This is a genomic window from Pseudonocardia sp. TMWB2A, from assembly GCF_017312135.1.
Genome location: NZ_QKQY01000002.1, coordinates 3,359,048 through 3,380,023, shown reverse-complemented (window position 1 = coordinate 3,380,023; position 20,976 = coordinate 3,359,048). Strand labels below are relative to the sequence as shown.

Genomic DNA, 20,976 nt, shown 5'->3' with positions numbered 1-20,976 from the left:
CCACCTGGAACCGGGGGCCGGGTAGGGCCGCGCGTACCGCGCTCGGCCCCACCCGACCCCCGATCACCGGGTGCGTCGCCGGGCCGCGTGGCTAGGCCCGGACCGGGTCCCCGCTCGCGTCCGGCCCCGGCACGGCCCCGTCCAGCTCGGCGAGCAGCGCGTCGAGGGCCCGCGCACCGCGGGCCGCGACATCGTGCGGGGGCTGCGCCCGGATCTCCGGGTTGAAGATCTCCAGCGACAGCGGGCCGCGGTAGCCCGCCGCCCACAGCGCCCGCAACGGTGTGCGCAGGTCGAACTCGCCGTCGCCGGGCAGGCACCGGTGGTTGCGGCTCCACTGCTTGAGATCCATCGACAGCATCGGCGCGTCGGCCACCTGGGCCAGGCTGATCTTGTCCATCGGGACGCCGTCCAGGGCCCCGGCGTCCTCGCCGCGGCTGATCATGTGGAAGGTGTCGACGGTGACCGTCAGGGCCGGGTGGCCGGCGCGGCGGACCACGTCCCAGGCATCGGCGAAACGGCCGACGTGGGTGCCCCAGGCCAGCGCCTCGTAGGTCACCGACATGCCGCGCTCGGCGGCGGCGTCGGCGAGCGCGGACAGCTGCCGGGCCGACAGGTCGCGGTCCGGGTCGGCGTCGTCGTCGGTGTTGGACACGACCAGGATGGAGCCGGTGCCCAGCCCGGCCATGACGTCGAGCTCGCCACGGAAGCGCGCCAGCACGTCGGTGAACTCGGCCGCGCTGACCCCCTCGGCACGCCGGAACGGCTGGTAGGCGTCGATGGTCAGTCCCAGGTCGGCACAGCGGGCGGCCACCTCGGACGCGGACAGCGACGAGTCGCGCAGGTCCGCGTCGAGCAGCTCGATGCCGTCGAACCCGGCCGCCGCGACGGCGTCCAGCTTGTCGGTGAGCGAACCGCCCAGCGACACCGTCGCGATGCAGGTGCGCAGCGAGGGCGGTTCTGCCGCGACGGGCTGCAGCTCGCGCACGACCTCGATCCACCGCTCCAGGCGACGGTCCTCGGCCAGCGCGATGAAGCTGATCCCGGGCACCCCCGCCCGGCGCCACCGGTCGACCAGCTCCATCGTGCGCACGGAGTCCATCCCCTGGTCGCGAAGGTCCAGCTGGTGGTCCAGCTCCGCGGGTTGCAGGAACAGCGCCTCCGCGACGTCCGCGGTCACATCGGCGGCGGTGAGACTCATCGTTTCCTCTCCTCGTGCGTGGTCCCCGCGGTGCCGCCCTCGAGCAGCCCGGTCAGGTGGTCGGCCCAGCGCGGCAGGCCGCGGTCCGGGTCGATGATCGAGTGGTGGTCCTCGCCGTCGACGTACTCGGTGCGGGCCCCGGGCAGGTGCGCGCCCCACGCGGCGATCCCGGTGCCCGCGGCGCGGTCGGCCTCGGCCGGCGCACCCGCCGCGACGAGCAGCGCCGGGGCGTCGAGCTCGCCGACGGTCCGCTCGGCCATGTGCCGCTCGCAGCGCAGGCCGGCGACCGCGAACGCTGTGAGCGCCTCGGCGGAGAGCTCGGCGCTCACCTCGGGCCCGAGCAGCGCGCGCAGCTCGGCGGAGTTGACGTCGAGGAACTCGCGTTGCCGCTGCTCGTCCTCGGCGACCGGTACCCCCGGGCGAGGCAGGACGTCGCCCGGCCCCGGTGCGTGATCCGGCCCCGTCGGGGTGGTGTCGACGATCGTGACCGACCCGATCCGCTCCCCGCGGCCGACGAGCTCCCGCCCGACGGCGACCACGATGTGGCCGCCGAACGACCAGCCCAGCAGGTCGTAGGGGCCGTGCGGCTGCACCCGCTGGACGGCGTCGGCGTAGACCGTGGCCAGCTCGGCCATCGAGCCGAACTCGGCGCCGAGCCCGGCGTGCGCCGGGTCCTGCAGCCCGACCAGGCCGACACCGTCAGGCAGGTACCTGCCCAGCGCGGAGTAGAGCGAGGCGTGCCCGTAGCGGGCGTGTGCGCAGAACAGATGCCGACCTGCCGCCGCGGCCCGCAGCGGGACCAGGACAGCGCCGGCCACGTCGCCGGCCACGTCCTCGGAGGTGGACGGCGCGGACCGGTCGTCGGCCACCGCGGCGAGGGTGCCGAGCACCTGCGCGGCGAAGACGTCGGACACCAGCAGCTCCGAGCCGAGTCGCTCGTTGAGCCGGGCGACCAGTCGCATGGCCAGCAGAGAGTTGCCGCCGACGTCGAAGAAGTTCGCCGACACCGACACCTCCCGGGTGCCGAGCAGCTCGGCGACCGCACCGGCGACCACCACCTCGGTCCCGGACGCCGGTGCCACGTACTCCGCGGCCGCGGACTCGATCACCGGCAGCGCCTTGGTCTCGATCTTGCCGTTCACGGTCAGCGGCAGATCGTCGAGAGCGGCGAGCCCGGCCGGGACCATGTAGTCCGGGAGCAGGGTGCGCGCGCGGGCCCGGACGGCGTCGAGGTCCACGGTGCCGGGCCCGTCCGCCGCGGGGACCAGGTAGCCGTAGAGCTGCAGCGCCCCCCGGGCGTCCGCCCTGGCGATCACCGCAGCCCTGGCGACCTGCGGGTCCCCGGCCAGAGTGTCGGCGACCTCGCTCGGCTCGATCCGGTAGCCACGGATCTTCACCTGGTCGTCGGCGCGACCGAGGTAGTCGATCGTCCCGCCGGGTGTCCAGCGGGCCAGGTCCCCGGTGCGGTACATCCGGGTCCCGGGTTCCCACGGGCAGGCGACGAACCGTTCCGCGGTGCGCCCGGGCTGGGCCCAGTATCCGCGGGCGGTCCCGGCGCCGGCGAGGTACAGCTCCCCCGGTACACCCGGCAGCGCGGGCTGGAGGTTGTCGTCGAGGATGTAGGCCCGCGAGTTGAAGATCGGCCGGCCGACGCTGGAGGTCGCCGTGTCGGCCAGGTCCGCGCCGAGCGCGTTGATCGTGTACTCGGTGGGGCCGTACAGGTTGTAGGACTCCACCCCCGGCGCCTCACGCAGCTGCCGCCACAGCGTGTCCGGCACGGCCTCGCCGCCCAGCGACACGAACACCACCCCGGGCGCGTCCGCGGCGACCGATCGACCGGCAGGCCGGTCCCGGTCGAGTAGACCCTGGTCCACCAGCACCTGCCCGTAGGACGGCGTGACGTCGAACCCGTCGATCCGGGCGTCGTCGTAGTGCGCCAGCAGCTGCTGTGGCTCGCGCCGCAGCTCCTCGTCGATCACGTGCACCTCGTGCCCGTTGAGCAGCCAGAACAGCTGCTCCCAGGACGCGTCGAAGGAGAACGACGTGGTGTGGGCGATCTTCATCCGGCGACCGCCCTGGTGCGCGACGACCCGGTCGAAGATCTCCTCGACATGGTTGGCGTACATGTTGGTCAGGCCGCGGTAGCCCACCGCGACTCCCTTGGGCAGCCCGGTCGAGCCCGAGGTGAAGATGATGTAGGCGAGGTGGTCGGGGTCGATCGGGCCGCCGCGCTCGGCGTCGGTGACCGGGCCCTGGCCGGCGTCGGCGATCTCCGCGCGCAGCACGGGTTCGTCGAGGTCGAGCACCTGCCCGGCGGCGGTGCCGGGCAGGCGTGCCGCATCGCGGCCGGTCACCAGTGTCACGGTGGGCCGGGCGATGTCGCACATCGTCGCGATCCGTTCGTCCGGGTGCTCGGCATCGATCGGCACGTAGGCGGCGCCGACCGCGAAGACCGCGAACATCGCGATCACCATGCGCTCGTCGCGGGGCAGCAGCAGCGCCACCCGGTGCTCGGGCCGCACGCCGCGGGCCAGCAGCACCCGCGCGTACCGGTGCACCTCGGCGGAGAACCCGTCGAAGGTGTAGCTGCGGTCCCCGGCGACCAGCGCGGTCTCCTGCGGTGAGCGGGCCACCTGGGCACGCAGCAGGTCGGCGACCGTCACCTCGGGGACGGCCCGGGTGACACCGGCCGGCGACGGAGCGTCCTCGCCGGGCAGGTAGCCCGGGATCCGCCCCAGTGCGGTGTCCGGACCGGCCGCGAGCGCGCGCAGTACGTGCAGGTAGCGCTCGGTCAGCCGCTCGGCGGCGGCCTCGTCGAGTGCGTCGCGCCGGTAGGACAGCCGGACGTGCACGGTCGCGGCGCCGTCGTGCTCCCACGGGTTCACCGCCACGGTGACCGGGTAGTGGGTGGCGTCGTTCACCGTCCCGCCGGTCACCCGCAGCCCGCCGACCGGCGTCGTCTCCGGCTCGAACGGGTCGAAGGGCAGGTTCTGGACGACGAACAGGGTGTCGAACAGGGCACCCAGCCCGGCCGCGTTCTGGATCCGGGTCAGCTCGACGTCCGGGTGGTCGAGCACCTCGAGCTGCTCGGACCGGACCCGGGCCAGCAGCTGGGTGACGGTCTCGTCCGGGCGGGCGCGGACCCGCATCGGCAGTGTGTTGAACAGCAGCCCGATCATCCGGTCCGAACCGGGCAGCTCCGGTGGCCGTCCGGAGACGGTGTTGCCGAACACGACATCACCGCGGCCGGTCACCCGGCCCAGGGTCACCGCCCACGCGGTCTGCAGCAGCGTGCCCACGGTGACCCCGGCCCTGCGGGCGGCCGCGTACACGGTCGCGGCCTCGGCCGGGCTCAGATCCCGGTGCAGGTCCCCGGTCTCGACCCGGGTCAGACCCAGGTCACCGCCCTCGGGCCAGAGCAGGGTCGGCTCGGTGACCTCCGCGAGGTAGCCCGCCCACGCGCGGTCGCCCGCCGCGGCGTCGCGGGTCTCGCGCCAATCCAGGTAGGACTCGAACGACACGGGCCGGACCCGGTCGAGCAGTCCGGGATCGGCGTAGGCGTCGACGATCTCGCCGAGCAGCGCGTTGATCGACCAGCCGTCCATCAGGATGTGCTCGAAGGTCATCGCGAACGTCCAGGCCCCCGGCCCGTGCTCGAGCAGGGTGAACCGGATCAGCGGCCCGGTCGCGAAGTCGAACGGCTCCTGGCGCTCGGCCTCCAGGAACTCCGCACGCCCGGGGCCGCCCGGCGGGTCGAGCCGGACGACCCGGAACGGGACCTCGGAGCGCTGCGGGATCACCTGGACCTCGGTGTCGCGCAGCGTCACGAACGCGGCCCGCAGGTTCGGGTACCGCTCCAGCACCCGGCAAGTGGTGGACTCCAGGTGCGCCGGGTCGACCTCGCCCTCGATCTCGCGCAGGATCTGCGACACGTAGGCGTTGTGATCGCCGGTCTCGCGGGCCCGCACCATGTGGTAGAGCAGTCCGCTCTGCAGCGACGACAACGGCAGTAACCTGCTGTCCTCGCCGTGCTCGGCCCGGATCCGCCGCGCATCGGCCCGGGAGACCCGGGCACGGTCGGCCCGGCGCAGCCTCGGCCGCACCCCCGCGAGCGTCCCCCGTGCGGTGTCGTCGGGCCACTCCAGACGCACCGCGACGGTGGACCGGTAGCTCTCCACGAGTTCGCCGGCGAGGCCGGCCAGCAGCGCGGCCGCGTCCGGGCCGGTGGGAGTCCCGGTCAGCTCGCCGGTGCCGTCGTCGCGTACCTCGAGCGCGAGCATCCCGGCCCCGGGGACGACGTGGCGCAGGTACTCGGCGGCCGCCCGCCAGGACGTCGTCTCGTCCGGGGTGAAGCCGGGCAGCGGGATCCTCGCCCCCGGCCCGTCCGGTGCGGCACCGAGGTCCGCGGGGTCGGTGACGGCCCGGACCAGCTCGACCAGGTGCCGCAGCGGTAGCTGCGGGTACCGGGCCCCCAGCACGAGGAACCGGCGCACCCCGGCGAGCAGCCGGGCACCGGTGTCGGCGGTGAACAGCTCGCGGGTGGCGTTGAGCTGCAGGTCCAGCGCGCCGTCCGGACGCCGGACGATCGCGTAGACCAGGTCGAACAGCGCGGGCCGGTCGCCGGTGGCCTCGGCCACCGCCGCAGGGTCCGGGACCAGACGCCCGGCCACGGGGTCGCGGGCGGTGTCGTCCAGGAATGCGGCCATCACCTGGAACAGCGGGCTGACGCCGGGGATCCGCGGCGGTCCGAGGGCCTCCACGACGCTGTCGAACGGCGCCGTCTTGTGCTCGCCCGCGTCGACCACCCGGTCCCGGACACCGGACAGCAGCGTGCCGAAGCCGACCGTCTCGTCGATCTCGGCGCGGACGACGACGGTGTTGACGAAGTACCCGACGGCGTCGTCGAGCTCCGGCTGGTCGCGCAGCTCGACCGGGGTGCCGACCGGCACCGTGTTCCCGGCGCCCTCGGTCCACAGACCCAGCGCCAGTGCTGTGATCAGCCCCTGCAGCGGGGTCGCCCGTCGCTCGGCCAGCAGCCGCTCGACGGCCGCCGAGTCGGCGGCCGGCAGCGGGTCGCGGACGGTGCGCACGGTGCGCGAGGTGGTCTCCGACCGGGGCCGGTCGAGCGGCAGCGGGGTCTCGGCCGGCAGGTCGGCGAGCGCCTTCTCCCAGAACGTCAGCTCGCCCCGGAAACGCGAGTCCGGGTCGTCCCGGTCGCCGAGCGTGCTGCGCTGCCAGACCGCGAACTCCGCGGACTGCACGAGCAGCCGCGGCAGCGCGGCCGCGGTGCCGGACAGCTCGGCGTCGTAGAGCACGTCGAGGTCGCGGACCAGCGGCCGGACCGAACCCTCGTCGATGACAATGTGGTGGCCGTGCACCACGAGCAGGTCGTCGCCGCCGGTACGCAGCAGGGTGAACCCGGCACCGCCGTCGGCGGCCAGGTCGCATCGCTGCGCCAGCAGCGCACCGATCCGGGCCGGTACCGCGTCCGCCGCGACGGTCTCGACCGCCAGGACCGGCGCGTCGTCCGGGGGCCGGACGAGCTGGGTCAGCTCGCCGTCCGGTCCGGCGACGAACGCCGTGCGCAGGATCTCGTGCCGCTCGGTGAACCGGGCCACCGCGCGGTGCAGGGCGGCGGGGTCGGCGCCGCCGGGAATCCGCAGGACGATCCCGACCTGGTAGGCCGGTCCCATCCCGAGCTCGTCGAGCAGCCACAGCGCCTGCTGGCCGTAGGACGCCGGGACGGGATCGGGGCGGACCACCTCGGTGATCGGCGACACCGGCGAGCCGTCGTGCCGGGCCACCCCGGTGACGGCCTCGGCCAGTCCGGCGATCGTCGGGGTACCGAACACGTGCCGCAGCCGCAGGGCGGACGCGAAGGTGGTGTTGATGCGGGTGAGCAGCCGGGCTGCGAGCAGTGAGTCCCCGCCGAGACGGAAGAAGTCCGCATCGACCGCGAGAGCCGCACGCGGACCGGCGCCTCCGTCGAGCCGCAGGACCTCTCGGAAGTGCTCGGCCAGCGCCCGCTCGGTCGCGGTCTCCGGGCTGCGCCCACCGGCCCCCGCCCCCTCGGTGAGGTCCGGCGCGGGCAGCGCCCTGCGGTCGATCTTGCCGTTCGGGGTGAGGGGGAACTCCGCCAGCGTCGTCACCGCCGCGGGCACCATGTACTCCGGCAGCCTCGACGCCACGAACTCGCGCAGCTCCCCGGCGAGGCCGGGATCGGGACCACCGGCGGTGACCCAGGCGAGCAGCTGCGGCCCGCCGGTGGGTCGTTCCGCCGCGAGGACGACGGCGCCGGTCACCGCCGGGTGCTCCCGCAGCACACCGCGGACCTGTTCCGGCTCGACCCGGTGTCCGCGGATCGTGACCTGGTCGTCGGCACGGCCGAGGAACTCCAGCTCGCCGCCGGCAGTCCAACGGGCCAGGTCCCCGGTGCGGTAGAGCCGGGAGCCGGGGTGGCCGAACGGGTCTGCCACGAACCGCTCGGCGGTGAGCCCCGGCAGCGCGAGGTAACCGTCGGCGAGCTGCCCGCCGCCGACGTAGAGCTCCCCGGCGACACCGGCGGGCACCGGTCGCAGCCACCGGTCCAGCACACGTGCGGAGCTCCCGGGCTGCGGGCGGCCGATCGCCACCCGCCGGTCCGGATCCCCGGTGTCGATGCGGGCGGCGGTGGCGTCTCCGGTGACCTCGGTGGACCCGTAGAAGTTGTGCAGGACGGCGTGCGGGGCGGCACGACGCATGGCGTCCCGGCCGGCCGCCGTCAGCGGCTCCCCGGACGACACCCAGTGCCGCAACGAGCCGAACCCCGGTCCGCTGCCGGTGCGGGAGTCGGCGAGGGTGTCGGCGAGGCCGGGCACGGTCAGCAGATGGGTGATGTGGTGCTCGCGTATCAGCTCGGCCAGTGCGCCCGCGTCGCGCGCCGTCCCGTCGCCGACCACCACGACGGCGGCCCCCGCGGTCAGTGGCCCGAACAGCTCGGTCACCGCGTCGACGAAGCCGGCGCCGCTCTTGGCCAGGCACACGGCGGTGCCGTCGAGTTCCAGCAGCGCATTGCCCCAGCGGAGTCGGTCGGCGACCGCGCCGTGCGGGAGCCCGACGCCCTTGGCCTCCCCGGTCGTGCCCGACGTGAAGATCACCTGGGCGGTGTCGCGCGGGGTCACCGGCCGGGCCGGGCCCGACCACCGGTCCGCCTCGGCGGCGGGCTCGTCGACCAGCAGCAGCCGATCCGCGGGAAGGTCGTGCGCGGCGGCCGTGGCCCGGTCGGTGACCACCAGGGCCGGAGTGGCCGTGGTGAGGATCCGGGCGACGTGCGCCGCCGGATGGGCCGGGTCGACGGGTACGTAGGCCGCGCCGGCGCGCAGCAGCCCGGCGAGCACGGCGACCTGGTCGGCGCTGCGCGGCAGGAGGACGGCGACCCGGTCGCCCACCGTGACACCCCGCGCCGCGACCCGGGCGGCGATCGCGTCGATGCGGGCGTCCAGCTCGGCGAAGGTCCACCGGATCCCCACGGTCGCATCGAGCACCGCCGGAGCGTCCGGGGTGGACCGGACTTGCTCACGCAGCAACCCGTCCACAGTGGCGGCCGGCGCGTCGACATCCGGGCCCAGCGACCAGGTCGTCACCTCGGACGACGACGCCGCCGGCAGCACGTCCAACCGCGCCACCGCCCGCCCCGGGTCCGTCGCGACGACCTCCAGCACCCGGGTGAACACCGCGACGAACCGCTCCACGGTCGCCCGGTCGAACAGGTCGGTCGCCGCCGAGACGAAGCCCTCGACCCCGTCCGCGCCGTCGATCAGGTAGATGTCGAGATCGGTCTTGACCGCGCCGAGCTCGGCCGGTTCGCGCCGGGCCCGGACACCGGGCAGTGCCAGGGGCTCCTGTTCGGTGCCGCTGCGCTGAAGGTGGGTGAGCATGACCTGGTAGAGCGGCGTGCGGTCGGCCGCGCGCTGCGCCCCGATTGCGGTGACGATCTGGTCGAACGGGGCTGCCTGGTGGGCGAACCCGTCGAGCACCGTCTCCCGCGCCCGGGCCAGCACGTCGGTGACGGTGTCGGCGGCACCGATCCGGTGCCGCAGCGGCAGCGTGTTCGCGAAGTAGCCGACGATCTCGGCGACGCCCTCCTCGGTGCGGCCGCCCACCGGGGAGCCGACGACCACCTCGTCGACCCCGCCGAGTGCGGACACCGCCAGCGCCACTGCGGCCTGGGACACCATGAACGACGTGACGCCCTGTGCCCTGGCGACCTCCCGCAGACCGTCCACCACGGGCGGCTCGAGGGCGAACGGCACGTCCTCGCCCTGGTGTGTCGGCTCGACCGGTCGCGGCCGGTCGGAGCTGATCGTCGACTCGTCCGGCGCTCCGTCCAGCGCGTCGCGCCAGTACCGCAGGTGCCCGGCCAGCACCGAGCCCTCGTCGTCCGGGCGGCCGAGGTGCGTGCGCTGCCAGAGGGCGTGGTCGGCGTACTGCACCGGCAGCGGCGCCCAGTCGGGCTCCGCACCGGCGACCCGCGCCCGGTAGGCCACCGAAAGGTCCGCCAGCAACGACGGCAACGACCACTCGTCCACCGCGTGGTGATGCACCGCGACCACGAACCGCCACTCCGGTGCCGCACCGGCACCGGTGCGCAGCAACACCGCGCGAACCGGCAGCTCGGAGGCCAGGTCGAACCGCGATCGCACCACCGCGGCCACCCGGTCCTCGACGGCCGCCGGGGCCGCACCGACAAGGTCCTCCACCGCGACCGCCACCCGGGCCGGGACGTCCCCGGGGTCCAGGATCTCCTGCAGCAGGCGGCCGTCGCCCTCGCGCAGCACGGTGCGTAGCGCCTCGTGCCGGATCACGACGTCGCGCAGCGCCGCCTGCAGCGCCGGCTCGTCGAGCCTCCCGGTCAGCCGCACCACGATCGGCACCACGTATCGGCCCTCGGGGCCGCCCATCCGGTCGGCGAACCACAGCGACTGCTGCCCGTAGGACGCCGGGATCGCGGCCGGGCGGGCGATCTCGCCGAGCGTCGCGACCGGCTGGGCGGCGGTGCTGTTCTCGACGAGCGCGGCGAGCCCGGCGACGGTGGGCCGGTCGAACACGTCCCGCAGGGTGATCCGAGCACCGGATGCGGCACCCACCCGCGCCACCAGCCGGGTCGCGAGCAGCGAGTGCCCCCCGAGGCGGAAGAAGTCGTCGTCGATCCCCGGCTCGGTGCCCGCGGGCAGCGCCAGGACGTCGGCGAACGCCGAGGCCAGCAGCCGCTCAGCATCGGTGCGCGGGGCCCGGCCGGCGCTCGTAGCACCGCTGGCCTCCGGAACCGGCAGCGCCCGGCGATCGATCTTGCCGTTCGGGGTGAGCGGGAACTCCTCGAGCACCTCGAACGCGGCGGGGACCATGTAATCCGGCAGCCGGGACGCCACGAACTCGCGCAGCTCCGCGGCGAGATCAGGATTGGGACCGCCGGTGGTGACCCAGGCGAGCAGGCGGGTGCCGCCGGCCGGGTGCTCCCGGCCGAGGACGACGGCACCGGTGACGGCCGGGTGCTCGCGCAGCACGGCCCGGGTCCGGTCCGGTTCCACCCGGTGTCCGCGGATCGTGACCTGGTCGTCGGCGCGGCCCAGGTACTCCAGGGCACCGTCGGAGTTCCAGCGAGCCAGGTCCCCGGTCCGGTAGAGCCGGGCGCCGGGGGCCCCGAACGGGTCGGCGACGAACCGTTCCGCGGTCGCGACGGCGCGCCCCAGATAGCCGTCGGCCAACTGCACGCCACCGACGTACAGCTCGCCCGCGACACCGGCGGCGACCGGACGCAGCCACCTGTCCAGTACCCGGGTGGAGACGCCCGGCTGGGGGCGACCGATCGGCACCACGGCGCCGCCGGTGCCAGGGCGGAACTCCCCGCCGGGGTCGACGCGGACGGCGGTGGCGTCGCCGGTGACCTCGGTGGAGCCGTAGAAGTTGTGCAGGACCGCGTGCGGGGCGACTCGGTGCATGGTGTCGCGGGTGCCGGGGGTGAGTGCCTCCCCGGAGGACACCCAGTGCCGTAGCGACCCGAACGCCGTGTCGTCGACCCCGGCCATGGTGTCGGCGAGCCCCGGCACCGTGAGCAGATGGGTGACCCCGTACACCCGGACGGCGGCGGCGAGGCCGATCGCGTCCCTCGCGTCCTCGTCGGCCACGACGACGACCGCCGCGCCGGCGGTGAGCGGGCCGAACAGCTCGGTCGCGGCATCGACGAATCCCACACCGCTCTTGACCAGCCCGACGGCGTCGCCGTCGAGGCCGAGCAGGACTGCGCCCCAGCCGAGCCGATTCACCATCGCGCCGTGCGAGAGCTGCACGCCCTTCGGCTCACCCGTCGTGCCGGAGGTGAAGATCACCTGGGCGGTGTCGTGCGGGCTCAGGACCGGCGCCATCGCGCCGTTCACGGCCGGGACCGTCCCGTCGACCGTGCCGCCTTCGACCGTGCCGCCCTCGACCACGAGGTGCGGAACGGCGTCGATGACCGCCCGGTGCGCCCGCACGGTGGGCGGATCGCTGACGACCAGCCGGGGTCGGCTCACCTCGACGATGCGGGCCACGTGCGCGGTGGGGTGCGCAGGGTCGAGCGGGACGTAGGCGGCACCGGCACGCAGCACCCCGGCCAGCACGACCACCAGATCGGCGCTGCGCGGCAGGAGGACTCCGACCCGGTCGCCGGTGACCACACCGCGGGCGGTCAGGGTCGCGGCGAACGCGTCGATCCGGGCGTCCAGCTCGGCGAAGGTCCACCGGATCCCCACGGTCGCATCGAGCACCGCCGGAGCGTCCGGGGTGGACCGGACCTGCTCACGCAGCAACCCGTCCACAGTGGCGGCCGGCGCGTCGACATCCGGGCCCAGCGACCAGGTCGTCACCTCGGACGACGACGCCGCCGGCAGCACGTCCAACCGCGCCACCGCCCGCCCCGGGTCCGTCGCGACGACCTCCAGCACCCGGGTGAACACCGCGACGAACCGCTCCACGGTCGCCCGGTCGAACAGGTCGGTCGCCGCCGAGACGAAGCCCTCGATCCCGGCCGGAGCGTCGGTGAGGTAGACGTCGAGGTCGGTCTTGACCGCACCGATGTCCGCGGAGTCCGGGTGGACGCCGACGCCGGGTAGCGCGAGCGGGTACGGCTCGCCGGTGAGCTGCTGATGGGTGAGCATCACCTGGTAGACGGGATTGCGGCCGGTGTCCCGGGCGGCGCCGGCCGCGGCGACGATCTTCTCGAACGGGGCCTCCTGGTGGGCGAACCCGTCGAGCACCGTCTCGCGGGCCCGGGCCAGCACGTCGGCGACGGTGTCGGCGGCACCGATCCGGTGCCGGACCGGCACGATGTTGGCGAAGTAGCCGACGGCGTCGGCGACGCCGTCGGCGGTGCGGCCGCCGACCGGGGACCCGACGACGACATCGTCCCCGCCACCGAGTGCGGACACCGCGAGCGCCACGGCGGCCTGCGCGAGCATGAAGGGGGTCAGTCCCCGCGCGCGGGCGGTCTCGTGCAGGCCCGTGACGAGCGACGGCTCCAGGGCGAACGGCACGTCCTGTCCGCGGTGCGTCGGCGCTGCCGGTCGGGCCCGGTCCGGGCTGATCGTCGACTCGTCCGGCGCGCCGTCCAGCGCGTCGCGCCAGTACCGCAGGTGCCCGGCCAGAACCGAGCCCTCGTCGTCGGGATCGCCGAGTGCGGCGAGCTCGGCGAGGGTGTGGTCGGCGTACTGCACCGGCAGCGGCGCCCACCCGGGCTCCGCACCGGCGACCCGCGCCCGGTAGGCCGCCGAGAGGTCCGCCAGCAACGACGGCAACGACCACTCGTCCACCGCGTGGTGATGCACCGCCAGCACCAGCCGCCACTCCGGGTCCGCACCGGCACCGGTCCGCAGCACCACCGCCCGCACCGGGAGATCCGCGCCCAGGTCGAACCGGGCCCGCACCACCGCGGCCACCCGGTCCTCGACGACCGCCCGGGACGCCCCCACGTGATCCTCGACAGCGACCCTCACCCGGTCCGCCGTCTCGGCCGGATCCACGATCACCTGCAGCAGCTGGTCGTCGTGTTCCTGCAGCAGGGTGCGCAGCGGTTCGTGCCGGGTCACGACGTCGCGCAGCGCGGATTCCAGCGCGTCCTCGTCGAGCGCACCGGTCAGCCGCACGACGGTCGGAACGACGTAGCGCCCGCCGGGTCCGCCGAGCTGCTCGACGAGCCAGAGGGCCCGCTGCCCCGCCGACGCCGGGATCCGGTCCGGGCGCGGTGCGGGCACCGGCGCAGCCGGAGCCGTGGCGGGCAGCTCGCCGAGCAGGTCCGCGAGCCCGGCCACGGTGGGCCGGTCGAACACATCGCGCAGGGTGATCCGGACGCCCGCCGCGGCACCCACTCGCGCCACCACACGTGTCGCGAGCAGCGAGTGCCCGCCGAGGGCGAAGAAGTCGTCGTCGACGCCCAGCTCAGTGTCGACGGGCAACCCGAGCACCTCGCGGAACGCGGCGGCGAGCGCGAGCTCGGTGCGGGTGCTGGGCGCGCGGCCGGTGGCCGCGGTCAGGCCGGTGGGCTCGGGCAGAGCCCTGCGGTCGATCTTCCCGTTCGGGGTGACCGGGAACGCCTCGAGCACCTCGATCGCGGCGGGGACCATGTGGCCCGGCAGCAGCGCGGCGAGGTGCTCCCGCAGCTCGTCGGGGTCCCCGGCGGCGCCGTACGCCGTGCCCACCGTCGTCACGTAGCCGACCAGGCGGGTCCCGGCCACCGGGTGCTCGTGGGCGACCACGATCGCCCGGGTCACCGACGGGTGGCGCTCAAGCGCGCTCCCGACCTCACCGGGCTCGACCCGGTGCCCGCGGATCTTGATCTGATCGTCGGCCCGGCCGAGGTAGTGCAGCACGCCGAACTGGTCGTGCGAGACCAGGTCGCCGGTTCGGTAGAGGCGCTCCCCCACCGCTGAGCCGGGGTCGGCGACGAACCGCTCCGCTGTCAGCCCCGGCCGGCCGGCGTAACCCTCGGCGAGCTGAGCCCCACCGAGATAGAGCTCGCCGGGCACTCCCGGGCCGACCTCGCGCAACCACGAGTCGAGCACCCGGGCGCGGGTGTTGGCCATCGGGATCCCGATCGGCACCACCGCGCCGGCCGGTACCGCGGTGGGATCGACCTCGTGATGGGTGATCTCGCCGGTCTCGGTGGGCCCGTACACGTTGAGGACGGTGCCGCCGGTGATCGTGCTCAGCGCTGCGGACAGCGTGGTCGGGAAGGCCTCGCCCGCGACCATCGTCGTGGTCACCGACGGCAGCAACGCGCTGCCGGCCCGTATGAACTCCTCGCCCATCGAGGGCACGAAGTTGATCCGGTTCACGCCGTGGCGGCGGACCGCGTCGTGCAGGTACTCGGGGTCACCGTGTCGCTCGTCGGCAGCGACGACGAGCGTCCCGCCCTCGGTGAGCGGGGCGAACACCTCCGGCGCGGACACGTCGAACGACACCGGGGTCTTCATCAGCACGATCTCCCCGTCCGCGAGCGGGTAGCGGGACCGGCCCCAGGCCAGCCGGCTGACCAGCGCCCGGTGCGGGACAACGACGCCCTTGGGGCGCCCGGTCGTGCCGGAGGTGAAAATGACATAGACGGGGTCGTCCGCAGTCGGGGCCCGGGACAGCTCCGGCGGTGTGGCGCGACCGCGGTGCAACGCGGCGGCGACCGTGGCGTCGTCGAGCAGCAAGACGTCCGAGCCCACACGGTCCGCGCCATCGGAGTCGGTGATCGTCAGTCGCGGCCCGCCGTCGGTGACGATCGCCGCGATCCGTCCGGCGGGCAGCGCCGGGTCGACGGGTAGATAACCGGCACCGGCGCGCAGCACCGCGGCGAGCGCCACGACGAGGTCGGGGCACCGCGGTAGCAGGACACCCACCCGGTCCCCGGCCCGCACCCCGCGCTCGACGAGCAGCGTGGCCAGCGCATTCACCCGGGCGTCGAGATCGGCGAAGGTCCAGCGCGTCCCATCGGCGTCCCCGACGACGGCGATCCGGTCGGCCGACCGGGCGGCCTCGGCCCGCACGAGGTCGTCGACGGTGGTCGCGGGCAGCGCGAGCACGGTGCCCTCGATGCTCGCGGTACCGGTCGCCGGCGCGACGGGAGCGTCGACGGCCAGGGCCCGGTCGAGCTCGGCCAGGGTGACCTCGGTGCCGAGCTCGAGCGCGGTGTCCAGGAACGCGGCGAACCGGCCGGCCCAGGACTCCAGAGGCTGCCCGGCGTAGGACGGCTCGCGGCCGCGCAGATCGAGCCGGAAGCCGTGCACAGGGTCGTTGTAGACCGACAGGTCGAGCCGCCCGACCGGGCCCGGGTTGACGGTCTGCTCGACGCCCGGGGTGCCCGCGAAATCGACCTCGTAGTCGAGGACCTTGACGTTGGCGACCGGCAGCGCGAAGTAGTCGGCCTCGCCGCCGGGCCACAACCGGGCCAGCTGCGAGTCCTCGATCCCCTGATACTTCTCGACGCCCCGGATCTGCGCCGAGGTCGCCCGGAGAACGTCGGTCAGCGGCATCGCGGGCGTGATGCCGACGACGACCGGGAAGATTCGCGACGCCATCGACGGAGTGCGCAGCAGCGCCGGCCCGCCGCGCAGCATGAACGGCATCCGAACCGCGATCCTGTCGGCATGTGTGCTGCGGGCGGTGAACACGCCCCACAGCGCGACCAGGGTGTCCGGCCAGGACAGGTGGGCCGTCCGGGCATAGACGCCCAGCCGGTCCCGCACATCTGCGGCCAGCGGGACCGAAACGGTGTGCGGCTCGAACGTGAACGCGTCGGCCAGCTCGCCCGCGTCGCCGCGGTCGTCGCCCTCGACGTCGAGCACTGAGCGCCAGTAGGCCTCGCCGTCCGCATCCGGCCCGCCGCCGTCGCCGACCGCGTCGGCCAGGCGTCCGAACCACGGTTCCGGCGCGGTGTCCTCGCTTCGCAGTGCGGTGTAGTGCTCGGAGACCCGCCGGACGAACAGTGCCACCCCGTAGGCGTCGAGCATCAGGTGGTGGTGGGTGAACGCCCACGCCCAGCCGCCTGCGTTGCGTCGCAACAACATCGACGACGACGCGTACAACGCCTCCTCGGTCGCGCCCGAGCGGTAGTCCACCCGGGCCCGTTCGACGATTGCGGCATCGTCGAACGGGTCGGTGTGCACCTCGGTCGGCACCGTCACCGTGTCGTCGACCCACTGCGTCGGGACGCCGCCGGACACGTCGAACCGGACGCGCAGCGCCTCGGTCTCGGCGACGGCGGCGTCGATCGCGGCGACGAATCGGTCGGGGTCGACCGGTGCGGACAACCAGATGATCTGGCCGACGCGGTAGACGGTCGAGTCCGCGAACAGCTGCTGCGCGGACCAGACCCCGCGCTGCGCCACGGACAACGGCAGGCGCACCGGAGGCGTCACCTTCACTCCTTCTTCGCTCGCTGAGCCCGCTTGCTGACCTTGCCGGCCACCGTGCTCGGGAAGGTCTCGACGACCTCGACGAGGTCGGGGAGCTTGTATGCCGCCAGCCCGCGCTCCCGCAGGAACGACCGTGCCCCGGCGACGGTGAGGGCGGACCGGTCGGCCCCCTGACGCGGCACGAGGTAGGCCTTCGTGCGCTCGCCGAGCGCGTCGTCGGGGACCCCGACGACCGAGGCGTCGTGCACCGCGGGGTGGGCGAGGAGGTGGTTCTCGACCTCCTCGGGCGCGATCTTCTCGCCGCCCCGGTTGATCTGGTCCTTCGCCCGCCCCACCACCGTGAGGTAGCCGCGGTCGTCCTGTTCGACGAGATCGCCGACGCGGTAGAAGCCGTCTGCAGTGAAGACCTGCGCGTCGTGGGCGGGAGTGCGGTAGTAGCCGCGCACGGTGGCCGGCCCGCGGGTCAGCAGGTGCCCGGGGCTGCCCGGGGGGACCGGCCGATCCTCGTCGTCCACGACCAGGATCTCGTCGGCCTCGGAGGTCGGCCTGCCCTGCCGGGTGGTGATCGTGTCCTCGTCGGCGTCGAGATCGGTGAAGGTGTGCAACCCCTCGGCCATGCCGTAGCTCTGTTGCAGCGTCGCGCCCAGCTCCTCCCGGATGCGCCGGGCCGCCTCGGCGCCGAACTTCGCGCCGCCGACCCGGACGACCTGCAGGCTGGACAGGTCCGTCTCCGGCCGCAGCGACGAGTTCAGCCACAACAGGGCCAACGGCGGGACCAGTGCGGTCTCGGTCACCCGGTGCCGGGCGATCAGCGCGAACGCCGTGTCCGGGCTGGGGTCGGAAGCCACGACGACGGTGGCGCCGACGTGTAGGGCCCCCAGGAACCCCGGGGAGCGCATCGCGAAGCTGTGTGGCATCGGCAGCACGACCAGCTGGACCGACGACGCGGTGGTCCCTCCCACGCGCACCGCCTGCCGCATCGACCCGAGATACGCCTCGTGGGTGTGCGGGATGAGCTTCGATGTCCCGGTCGTACCACCGGAGAGCTGCAGGAACGCGACGTCTCCCGGTAGGCAGCGACGCTCGCGGGGCAGCGGGTCGTGAGCCAGCAGCGTCTCGAGGGCCGCGCCTCCACCGGACCGGTCCAGGACGACGGTGTGTTCCACGGTCGGCGAGGACTCCGCGATCTGCGCCGCCAGGGCGCCCAGGTCGACGCCGTCGTGCCGGTCCACGGTCACATAGGCACGCGCCTCGGCCAGGTCGGCGAAGTGCGCGATCTCGCTGCGCTCGTGCGCGGCGAGCGCCAGCACCGGGATCGCGCCGAGCTCGAACAGTCCGAACACCAGCGGAATGAACTCCCCGACGTTGGGCAACTGGACGACGACGCGGTCGCCGCGCCCGATCCCCAGGTCGCGGAATCCGGCGGCCAGGCGCAGCACCCGCTCGCCGAGCTCGGCGTAGCTCAACCGCGTGTCGCCGGCGATGATCGCGACGTCGTCGGGCACCCGGTCGACGGTCTCGAACAACATCTCGGAGAACGTCTGGTCGATCCAGTAGCCGTCCCGCCGGTAGCGGGCGGCGATCTCTTCGGGGTATCCCACGACGCCGTCGAGGACGAGCGGCTGGGGCCCGGGCATCGCGGGGTTCACGAGACCCGGGAATCGAACTGGTCGGTCGCCCCGGGCACCGGTTCACCCGGGTCCTCGCCGAGCTTGACGATGCGGTTCTCGGCGTCGACGTGGACGACGCGCGGGTCGTGTCCGGCGAGTTCGGCGTCCTCGGCGAGCAGGTACGAGATGATGATGACGAGGTCACCGGGGTGGACCAGGTGGGCGGCGGCACCGTTGATACAGATGACGCCCGAATCGGGCTCGCCCAGGATCACGTACGTCTCGAGCCGCGCGCCGTTGGTGATGTCGACGACCTGTACCTTCTCGCCCTCGACCAGTCCGGCGGCGGCAGCCAGCGTGGAGTCCAGCGTGAGCGAACCGACGTAGTGCAGGTCAGCCTGGGTCACGGTCGCGCGGTGGATCTTTCCACCGAGGACGGTGCGAAGCATCGGGTTCCTCTCGGGATCGGCTATCAGAGCGACGTTGCGGACGTGTCCCGCGGACAGGTCGCGGCGGGCCCGGTCACGGGCTCGCGGTGTCGGCGCGGTCTCGCAGCGATCGCGGGCGCAGGTCGGTCCAGGTCTGTTCGATCCAGTCGAGGACCTCCTGGCGTGGTCTGCCCGCGGGGTCGCCGTGGGCGACGGTCCACCCGCTCGGCACCACCTGGAACGTCGGCCACAGCGAGTACTGACCCTCGCGATTGACCAGTGCGTAGAAGCTTCCGTCGGCGTCGTCGAACGGGTTCGTGGCCATCGCATCCGTCTTCGTCGGGGTTGCGTCCCGCCGGTCGTGGCACGGTCGACGCGGTGGTCGATGCCGGTGCGGGATCCGGAAACGGACAATAGGTCTTGACTCTTAGTTTAGGCTAGCTTTACTTATGTGGGTAGAGTCACCGCTTTGTCCGCTTCGTCGACTCTGTTCGCTTTGGTTAGCCTGCCCTTTTCCCTGGACGGCTGCCAGACGCCCACACCGACCATCGCAATGGATGACATGACGACTTCCCAAGCAGCTCGTGCGTGGTAACCGCCTCGCCGACCCGGCGGACCTCGGCCGCGGCCGGCTCACCCGCCGGTTTCCGGTGTTCCTGCAGGTCCCGCCGGACCCACTCGCGGTGGATCCGTTCACCGTCGACGGGCGGATCAGCGCGCGGCGGTTCACCGCCCGGGTCGCCACCTCGGCGCCGAAGCTGACGGTCCCGGCTGCGGGGCTCGCCGTCATCCAGCACACCTGCACCGCGCTGGTACCGGTGATCATGGGGCTGGCGATCGACCGGGCGCTGCGGAGCGGCAACTTCGTCCAGCTGACCGGATGGCTGCTACTTCTGGGGGCGAACTTCGTGTTCCTGGCCGTGGGCACACGGTTCAGCGCGCAGCTCGCCGCACGAGCGGTCCAGATGGTCGAGCACCGGCTGCGCAGCACCCTGTCCGGCACGGTCCTCCACCCGCTCGACGGACGAGTACGACAGGCCAACGGATCGCTCCTGTCCACCACGACCAACGACGTCACCCGACTTGCGACAGCGGTGAACCTGGGTGTCTACCCGGTCGGCGAGCTGGCCGGGATCGCGTTCATCGCGGTGGCACTGCTGATGATCCACTGGCCCATCGGGACCGTGGTGCTGCTGGGCGCACCGGTCGTGGTCTGGCTGATGGGCGCGCTGAGCGGGCCGTTCGCACGGACTGCGCGGCACGCCCAGGCACTTCTCGCCGACGCTGTCGGCCGGGCCACCGACCTCGTCACCGGCTACCGGGTCATCAAGGGCATCCGAGCTGAGGACGAGGCGACCCGCCGCTACCACCAGGAGAGCCGGACCGCCCTCGAGGGCGCGTACCGCAACACCGACGCCCTCGGCCGCTACCTCGCCGGGAGCAACACGATCGGCGGCGTGTTCGTGGCCGCGGTCGCCGGGCTGGCGGGCTGGTTCGCGGTCACCGGGACAATTACCATCGGCGAGCTCATCGCGGTCGCGGGGCTCACCCAGGCACTCCTCCCGCCGCTGAACATGCTGACCGCCAACGCGGGCGCCGTGTGGGCGGCAGCGGTGGGCTCCGGCGCACGGGTGCTGGACCTGCTGCACAGCGCCCCGGGAACCGGCGACCACTCGGTGCGGATACCCGCCCCGGCACCCACACACCTGCCGACCCTGGAGATCAGCATCGACGGGCACGCCCCGGTCCACCTCGCCCCGGGGGACCTGCTCGGGCTGCACACCGACGAACGGACCGCCGCCGGGATCGTCCAGGCGCTGGCCTCTCCCCGCGACAGTGACGGTGCCACGACGGTCCTGGTCGACGGGGACCCGGCTGGGCGACTGGATCCGGCGGGCTACCGGGAGGTAGTTCTCGTCGCGCCACACGAGGCAAGCCTGTTCAGCGGGACCGTCGCCGACAACCTGGACCTGCCCGGCGTCCCGGCGGAGCGACGGACTGCGGCACTGTGGGCCGCCGTCTGCGAGGACTTCACCCTCGGCGCCGACCACGGCCTCAGCACCCAGGTCGGTGAGAACGGCAACCGACTCTCCGGCGGTCAGCGCCAGCGCCTGGCCCTGGCCAGGGCCTACAACCGCGATCCCGCCGTGCTGGTCCTTCACGAACCGGCGACTGCGGTCGACTCGGTGACCGGCACTGCGATCGCCCAGCGGCTGCGCGCAGCGCGCGCGGGCCGGTCGACCCTGGTGATCACCACCTCGCCGGTACTGCTCGAGGGCTGCGACCGGGTCGTCGAGCTGGGCCGCCGGTCGTCCACGCCAGGGCTCCGGTGA

At 73.7% G+C, this 20,976-nt stretch carries 6 protein-coding genes; 1 reads left to right on the top strand and 5 read right to left on the bottom strand.

Annotated features, from left to right (window positions below):
- Window positions 1-91: 91 nt before the first annotated feature.
- The 5 genes from DMP17_RS30525 to DMP17_RS30505 all read right to left on the bottom strand — a co-directional run bounded on the left by DMP17_RS30525 (window position 92) and on the right by DMP17_RS30505 (window position 18,968).
- Entirely contained in the window at window positions 92-1,198 is a 1,107-nt protein-coding gene (locus DMP17_RS30525) for a TIM barrel protein (protein ID WP_337831326.1), read from the bottom strand.
- Window positions 1,195-16,608 (bottom strand): amino acid adenylation domain-containing protein, encoded by a 15,414-nt coding sequence (locus DMP17_RS30520; RefSeq protein ID WP_337831325.1) that lies wholly within the window; start codon window positions 16,606-16,608, stop codon window positions 1,195-1,197. Before DMP17_RS30520 ends, DMP17_RS30525 begins: the two co-directional genes overlap by 4 nt.
- Window positions 16,609-16,610: 2 nt before the next feature.
- Complete coding sequence (locus DMP17_RS30515; protein WP_337831324.1) at window positions 16,611-18,242, bottom strand: (2,3-dihydroxybenzoyl)adenylate synthase; 1,632 nt, start codon at window positions 18,240-18,242, stop codon at window positions 16,611-16,613.
- A gap of 8 nt (window positions 18,243-18,250) precedes the next feature.
- On the bottom strand, window positions 18,251-18,664 hold the full coding sequence (gene panD, locus DMP17_RS30510) for an aspartate 1-decarboxylase (protein WP_010227757.1): 414 nt from the start codon (window positions 18,662-18,664) through the stop codon (window positions 18,251-18,253).
- Between the two features lie 73 nt (window positions 18,665-18,737).
- Entirely contained in the window at window positions 18,738-18,968 is a 231-nt protein-coding gene (locus DMP17_RS30505) for an MbtH family protein (protein ID WP_337831323.1), read from the bottom strand.
- Between the two features lie 259 nt (window positions 18,969-19,227).
- Here DMP17_RS30505 and DMP17_RS30500 point away from each other — a divergent pair, with 259 nt between their 5' ends.
- Complete coding sequence (locus tag DMP17_RS30500) at window positions 19,228-20,976, top strand: ABC transporter ATP-binding protein (protein WP_337831322.1); 1,749 nt, start codon at window positions 19,228-19,230, stop codon at window positions 20,974-20,976.